Consider the following 6,675-nt stretch of genomic DNA (forward strand, 5'->3'; position numbering starts at 1 on the left):
CCGCCTCCCTTTTCTCCCCGCCCCCCCCTCCCCCCCCCACGTCGAGCGGGCCCTGGGCCGGGCCCCCGTGCCCGAACCGGCCCGGACCGGCGGCTCAGTGGCCGGTGGGGCGTACGAGGCCGATGTCGTAGGCGTGGACGGCGGCCTGGGTGCGGTCACGCAGGCCCAGTTTGATCAGGATGCGGCTCACATGGGTCTTGACGGTCTGCTCGGCCAGGACGAGCCGGGCGGCTATCTCGGCGTTGGACAGACCGCTCGCGATCAGGGCGAGCACCTCGGTCTCGCGCTCCGTCAGATCGCCGACGCGGTCCATGAGCGGGGCTCGGGGTCCCGCGCTCAGCCGGGAGAACTCGGCGATGAGGCGCTTCGTGAGGTTGGGAGCGAGCAGTGCGTCGCCACCCGCCACCACGCGTACAGCGTGGGCGAGTTCCTCGGCCGAGGCGTCCTTGAGGAGGAACCCGGAGGCACCGGCGCGCAGGGCCTCGTAGACGTACTCGTCGAGGTCGAAGGTGGTCAGGACGAGCACCTTCACGGTGGCACCGGCGGACCCGGTGATGAGGCGGGTGGCCTCGATGCCGCCGATGCCGGGCATCCGGATGTCCATGAGGACGACGTCAGGGGCGAGTTCGGCGACCTTGGCGACGGCCTCCTCGCCGTCCAGGGCCTGTCCCACCACCTCGATGCCGGGCTCGGCGTTGAGCAGGACGGTGAAGCCCTGACGGACCATCATCTGGTCGTCGACGATGAGGACCCGGATCCCGCTGTTGGTCATGTGCCGTCCTTGCGCGGTTCGTTGGGGAGGGTGGCGGTCACCTCGTAGCCGCCCTCGGGGGTGGGTCCGGCCGTGAGTTCACCGCCCAGCATGGCGGTGCGCTCGCGCATCCCGAGCAGCCCGTGCCCCAGTCCCGGCGCTAGTGGGGCGGGCGAGGGATCGACAGGTCGACGCGGTGGTGTGTTGGTGATCCGAAGGGTCAGTCCGGCCGCGAGATGGCCGGTCTCCACTCGCACCCGCGCCCCCGGTGCGTGCCGCATCACGTTGCTCAGCGCCTCCTGGACGATGCGGTACGCGGAGAGTTCGACGCCCGGCGAGAGCGGACGGCGTTCTCCCGTGGTGGCGGCGTCGACGGCGAGTCCGGTGGCACGGACGTTGTCGAGGAGCTCGTCGAGCCGGTCCAGGGTGGGCTGGGGGCTGTGTCGTACACCGTCGGCAGCGGGGCCCTCCGCCCGTAGGACGCCGAGGACCCGGCGCAGTTCGGTCAGCGCCTCGACGGCGTTCTGGCGGATTCCGGCGAGGTTCTCCCGCAGCTCGTCGGAAGGATTCTCGACCAGGTGGGGGGCGACCTGCGCCTGAATGGAGATGACCGACATGTGGTGGGCGACGACGTCGTGCAGCTCACGGGCGATCCGGCCGCGCTCCTCCAGCAGAGCACGCCGTGACCGTTCCTCGGCGGTGATGACCTCCTGGGCGACGAGCTGCGTCCGCGCCACGCGGCTCATCCGCAGTGAGGCTCCCACCACCGCCGCGGTCGCGAACGCGATGGCACCGCCGCCGAGGTCCTCGTTGTGGGGAAAGCCCGTGGGGACAACGGTGTTGACGAGCCCCGCCAGCACGGTGATCACGAGCGTGACGACCGTGACCCGTAGCGGGACCCGCAAGGCGAGGAGCAGCACGACGAAGGTGTGCACCACGATGCCCCAGACGCTCCAGGGCCACAGCAGGTCGGGTCCGACGGTCGACTCGCCGATCTCCGCGGTCAGGAACAGGGTGACCGTCGAGAGCCACCAGGCCGGCACGGGTCGGCTCAGAGCGAGGACCAGAGCCGCGGCCTGGAGGACGACGAGCAGTTGCACCGGTCCCGTGAGCACGGGCATCGCGCTGCCGTACTCGGCCATCTTCGCCGCGCCGGCGACGAGGGCGAGAAGCACGAGGTGTCCGTGTGGCAGCCAGCCGAACCACGCCTGGCGGGGCAGTGGATCGCGGGCCATCGTCCAGAGGTCCTCGCGCAGGGCGCGCGGCACCCGGCCCAGGGCGCCCACCAGCGACCGCCCGTAACCCTCCCCCACCTGTCCCCCCTTGTTCGCCGCGTCCAGCCTAGGCACCTCGGATCTCCCTGTTCACCTCGGGTCGCCTCTCGCGGATGGGGCCGCGGCCGCCCTGTTCGTACGTACGGAACGCGGCGCAGCAGACCAGCAGCGCGAGCGCGAAGAGCGGGAGCCAGGCGACACGGGCCAGGACCCAGCCGTATCCGTCGGGGACGGCATGGAGGCCGGGAAGGGGTCCGTGGCCGAGGAGTTCGCCGGCGAGGAGCCCGGTGACGGTGACGGCGATCATCGCGGTCTGGTGCCAGAGGAAGACGGTCATGGCGCCGAGGTTGAGCAGCGCGACCGCCGCCCAGGCGGCGGGGCGGCGCAGGGCGCGGCGCAGGGGGTCGAGGAGCAGCAGGGCGGCGCCGCACTGGGCAAGGCCGAAGGTGACGGCGGCGAGCGTGGGCGGGTTGAGGTTGGACACCGGGGCGCCGGGCACGCCGACCATGGCGGCGGGATAGCCGGCGAAGAGCACGAGCAGCACGGTGGTCGCGGCTCCGCCGCCGAGCAGGAGCCGGCCGGTCGCGCGGCCCTTGAGTTCGTGGCGGGCCCAGGCCGCACCGAGGCAGTACGGAACGAGCCAGCCGGCGCCCACGTTGATCCATCCGGTCCAGGCGGGCCGGTCGAGGCCGAAGCGGATCAGGTCGACGTGGAGGACGACGGCGAGCGGCCACAGCGGGTGTACGCGGGCGACGAGCGGGGTCAGGGCGGTGAGCGCGGCGAAGACGAGCAGGAACCAGAGCGGGGAGAGCACCAGCCTGCCGAGGGTGTACACGGTCTGCCAGGGCACTCCGGAGGCGAGGATCGCGAGCGCCACGGCCGTCCACACCGCCGACAGGGCGGCGACGGGCCGGAAGAGCCGGCCCAGTCGGGCCGCGAGCCACACGCGGTAGGGCTCGCGGCGTTCGCGGGCGGCGGCGAGGCCCCGTGCGGACACCAGACCGCCGACCAGGAAGAAGACGGCCAGGGTCTGGAACACCCAGGAGACGGGGGTGAATTCGGGCAGGTGGCTCAGGGGGCTGGCACCGCGCACCGTACCGCTGTCGGCGATCAGGGCGGTGACGAGCCAGTGTCCGAGGACGACGCCGAGGATCGCCAGCGCGCGCAGGGCGTCCAGGGCGCGGTCGCGGTCGCGTGGGGTGGCGGCCTCGACACGTCGGGCGAGGTCACGCATCGACGGGCTCCCGTCCCTCGGCGATCCGGGCGAGGTTCGTCAGCGGTACGGAGCCGGGGACGAGGTAGTCGCTGTGTCCGCCCTCGCCGGCGTCGAAGACCCTGGCACCGAACTCCGGTGCGAGGGGGTCCGTGCCGAAGCCCAGCTCCCCGAAGGGCAGGGGCACGCGGAGGTGGGGCACGTGGGCGATCCAGTCGGATCGGCCACGCCCGGCCCAGACGGTGGCCGTGGTCCGCAGCTCCGCGGCGCTGCCCGCGCCGGTGCCCGGACTTCCGTAGAGGACGATTCCGGCGACGGGGAGCCCCGGTGCCGCCTTGGCGCAGACGACGGAGCCGTAGGAGTGACAGAGGAGGGTGAGGCGCGCTGCGGGCCTTGCGGACCTCAACTCCGTGATGAAGTCCCGTAGTCCGGGGGCGGCCTCCTCGGCCCGGCGCGGGGTGAGGGCGGCCGCGCTCGCGGTGGCGGGGGTCGGGTAGCCGAGCCAGGCGAGGACGGCGCCGCGCTCGCCGAGCCGGCGCTGGAGGGCGACGGCGCCGTCCCGGAAGCGCTCGCTGCCCAGCGAGGTGTCCGATCCGGGGACGAGGACGACGATCCGGTCGGCGCGTGCGAGGTCGCCGACGACCTCCACGCTGCGGCCGCCGTCGCGGCCGTCGAAGGCGAGGAGGTGGCGGCGCTTGTCCGCCATCGCGTGCAGGGCGGCGGCCCGCCGCAGGTCGCCGTAGTCGGCGGCGGTCCGTTCGGCGTCCAGGACGGCGTCCCGGTTGGCGGCGTACCGTGCGTCGAGGGTGCCTTCCATGACGGGGGCGAGCGGCCCGAGCACGGGCGGCGCCGGCGCCGGGACGGCGGCGGGGCGGGCGGCGCCCGCGGTCGGCACCGCCACCGAGGCGATGACGAGCGCGGTGAGCAACGTGCGACGCAGCCGACGGCTGCGCGGGCGGGACGCCATGGCGTGTCCTTCCGTACCGGAGTGGTTCGTCGTTCCGGTGCCGAACGTATGGATCACGCGCGGTGGTCGGCGTCCCGCCGGAGGGGACAGTCCCTGAGTAGCTCCGAAGTACTACGCGTAGGGGTCGAGGCGCCGGGAGGGCCCCTCACCCCCCGCCGCGGCGGGGGAATCGGGACGGGCGCGGCCGGATGACCGACCGCATCCGTTGCCTGACCCGTACGCGGGACGCGGTCGGCGACTGTCTCGCAGCCGTACGCGAGAAGTCGGCGACCGGGTCCGTCGCGGCGGGCTGAGGCCGTCAGCGTGCCGTCGGGCCGCTCCAGTCGGCGGGGACGCGGGCCAGGCGGACGCGCTGGGGGTGGTCGCCGACGGAGACGGAGGCGACCTTGCGGCCGGTCGCGAAGTCGATCGCCGTCACCCGGTCCGTACCGCTCTCGGAGATGACGCACGAGCGGCCGTCGCCGCTGACCGTCGCCCAGTAGGGCTTCGACGCCTTCACCAGCGGACCCTCCTTCAGCGTCTGGCGGTCCACGACGGTGGCGTAGTCGTCCATCGTGGCGGCGACGCAGAGCTTGGAGCCGTCGGGGCTCATGGACATGCCGTGGTGGCGCGAGTCGTTGACCCAGGTGGTGCGGTCCGGGTCGGTGGCCGGGTTCTCGGGGAGCGTCTTCACGCGGGTGATCCGGTCGGTGGCGACGTCGTACTCGAGGAAGCCGTTGAAGAACGAGACCTGGAAGTAGAGCTTCGACTCGTCCGGGGTGAAGGCGACGGGCCGCACGGCGTCGGAGAGGTCCTTGCGGCCGAAGGCGTCGAGCCGGGCACGCATGTCGATGACGCGGACCTGCTCGAAGGTGCGCGCGTCGACGACGGTGATGCGGCGATCGCCCTTGGTCCAGTCCCAGAAGGGGTCGTCGAGGGCGGTGGTGACCTCGCCGATGGCCATGTTCCAGAGGTAGCGGCCGTCGGCCGAGAAGAAGTTCTCGTGCGGTTTGTCGCCCGTGGCGAAGGAACCGACCTGCTTGCCCGTGGTGATGTCGAGCACGTGCACGGTGTTGGAGGTGGAGGCCGAGACCGCGACTCGGGTGCCGTCGGGCGAGACGGCCATGTGGTCTGATCGGAAACCGGAGACGGGGAACCGCCAGTTGAGCGCGCCGGTGCGGAGGTCGATGGAGACGACGTCGGCGAAGCTCGGCCGGGAGACCACCATCGCCGAGCCGTCCGGCGTGGCGTACATGTCGTCGACGAACTGGTCGTGGCCCTCGCCCGGGCCCTGGCGGATGCCCAGGAAGAACGCGAGCTTGAGGGGGTTCAGCCCGATCTCCCACATGCGGCGCTCACGGTCCGGGATGACGTTGATCCGGCCGATGCGCGCGAAGTCGCCGGTCGCCTCGATGACGTCGGCGGTGCCGTCCCAGTTGTTCCCCACGAACATGACCTCTCGCAGCCCCCCGGGCGCCGCCGGTCCGGAGGGCGGGGCGGCGGCCACGGTGCCGCCGCCACCGACGGTGAGCGCGAGGGCGGCGGCGAGCGAGCCGAGCAGGAGGCGGCGCGCGCCTCGCGTCCGGGCAGCAGACATCGGTGTTCCTTCCAGTGGGCATGCGGCATCAACTGCCCTGTTACTCAGGGCAACTTACCCGACAGTAAGGAGTTGTCGCGCCACCCACAAGACTCGGAACGCGTCTGCTGTCACGCGAGACTTCATCCGTGGGGAGGGCGCGCGCGATCAGCTTCACAGGCCCAGGACGGCCCGGTGCGCCGCGGGCGCGGTGGCCGGGGCGGCGGGCGCGGCGATGGCGGCGGCGCGGGACGCGCCGGTCGCGGTGTCCTGTCAGGACATGCGGCGGGCTCCCGCCACGATCGCCTCACAGGTCCGGTTGTGGGTCCCGCAGCGGCAGATGTTGCGGATCCCGTCGAGATCCGCCTCGTCGATCTCCCGACCGGCTTCCCGGGCGGCGCGGACCTTGGCGACGGCCGTCAGGATCTGTCCGGGCTGGCAGTAGCCGCGCTGGACCCCCCAATACGCATGACACTGCCCGTCGCGGGCGACGACGCGGTCGCCAAGAAGACGGTCCGTGCCTCATCGATCAGTCGGGCTTCGACCCGGTCGACGCCGGCGGCATCGACGACTCCTGGGGCCAGCAGCCCGACACCCCGGTCCACGGACCGCGAGCCGGAGCGGAGGCGGTGGCGAAGGCACTCGCCCAGGCCTCCCGTAGGCCCTGTCGTCGAAGTCTCGCCTGGCCCGCGACGCCCGGCACCGCACCCCGCCGCGTTGTCGGAGCACCCGAGTACGTCCAGTGGTCGGGCGCCCCTCCGCCTTGCGATGCACGGCACCGGACGCCGCGAGCCCTACCGGCGCCACTTCGACGACAGGGCCTAGTGTTCTGAGTCTGGAATTCTGTTTAGATGTAGGCTTTCGGTATGGCGATGGGGCGGCCGAAGGCCGAGTTGGTGCTGACCGATGAGGAGC

5 protein-coding genes and 2 pseudogenes are annotated in these 6,675 nt (G+C 72.5%); 1 reads left to right on the plus strand and 6 read right to left on the minus strand.

The features are described 5' to 3' along the window. Positions 1-94: 94 nt before the first annotated feature. From ACFUJR_RS22585 to ACFUJR_RS22610, 6 genes and pseudogenes are all read right to left on the minus strand, one after another. Entirely contained in the window at positions 95-772 is a 678-nt protein-coding gene (locus ACFUJR_RS22585; protein WP_383180486.1) for a response regulator, read from the minus strand. Beyond that, complete coding sequence (locus ACFUJR_RS22590) at positions 769-2,100, minus strand: sensor histidine kinase (RefSeq protein ID WP_383180488.1); 1,332 nt, start codon at positions 2,098-2,100, stop codon at positions 769-771. The genes ACFUJR_RS22585 and ACFUJR_RS22590 overlap by 4 nt, the downstream gene beginning before the upstream one ends. After that, positions 2,093-3,259, minus strand: coding sequence for an acyltransferase (locus tag ACFUJR_RS22595; protein WP_383180491.1), 1,167 nt, complete (start codon positions 3,257-3,259; stop codon positions 2,093-2,095). The genes ACFUJR_RS22590 and ACFUJR_RS22595 overlap by 8 nt, the downstream gene beginning before the upstream one ends. After that, entirely contained in the window at positions 3,252-4,205 is a 954-nt protein-coding gene (locus ACFUJR_RS22600) for an alpha/beta hydrolase (protein ID WP_383180494.1), read from the minus strand. The genes ACFUJR_RS22595 and ACFUJR_RS22600 overlap by 8 nt, the downstream gene beginning before the upstream one ends. Positions 4,206-4,503: 298 nt before the next feature. Continuing rightward, the gene (locus tag ACFUJR_RS22605) at positions 4,504-5,781 is read right to left on the minus strand and encodes a YncE family protein (protein WP_383180497.1); all 1,278 of its coding nucleotides are present in this window, start codon (positions 5,779-5,781) and stop codon (positions 4,504-4,506) included. A gap of 252 nt (positions 5,782-6,033) precedes the next feature. Then, positions 6,034-6,213: pseudogene (locus ACFUJR_RS22610) on the minus strand (2Fe-2S iron-sulfur cluster-binding protein); the annotation flags it as partial. A gap of 6 nt (positions 6,214-6,219) precedes the next feature. On the opposite strand from ACFUJR_RS22610, the pseudogene ACFUJR_RS22615 reads away from it, so the two are divergent. Further along, a pseudogene (locus ACFUJR_RS22615) lies at positions 6,220-6,419 on the plus strand (NADP oxidoreductase); the annotation flags it as partial. Between the last annotated feature and the right edge of the window lie 256 nt (positions 6,420-6,675).

The sequence above is a fragment of the Streptomyces sp. NPDC057271 genome, assembly GCF_042668715.1.
Taxonomy (GTDB): Bacteria; Actinomycetota; Actinomycetes; order Streptomycetales; family Streptomycetaceae; genus Streptomyces.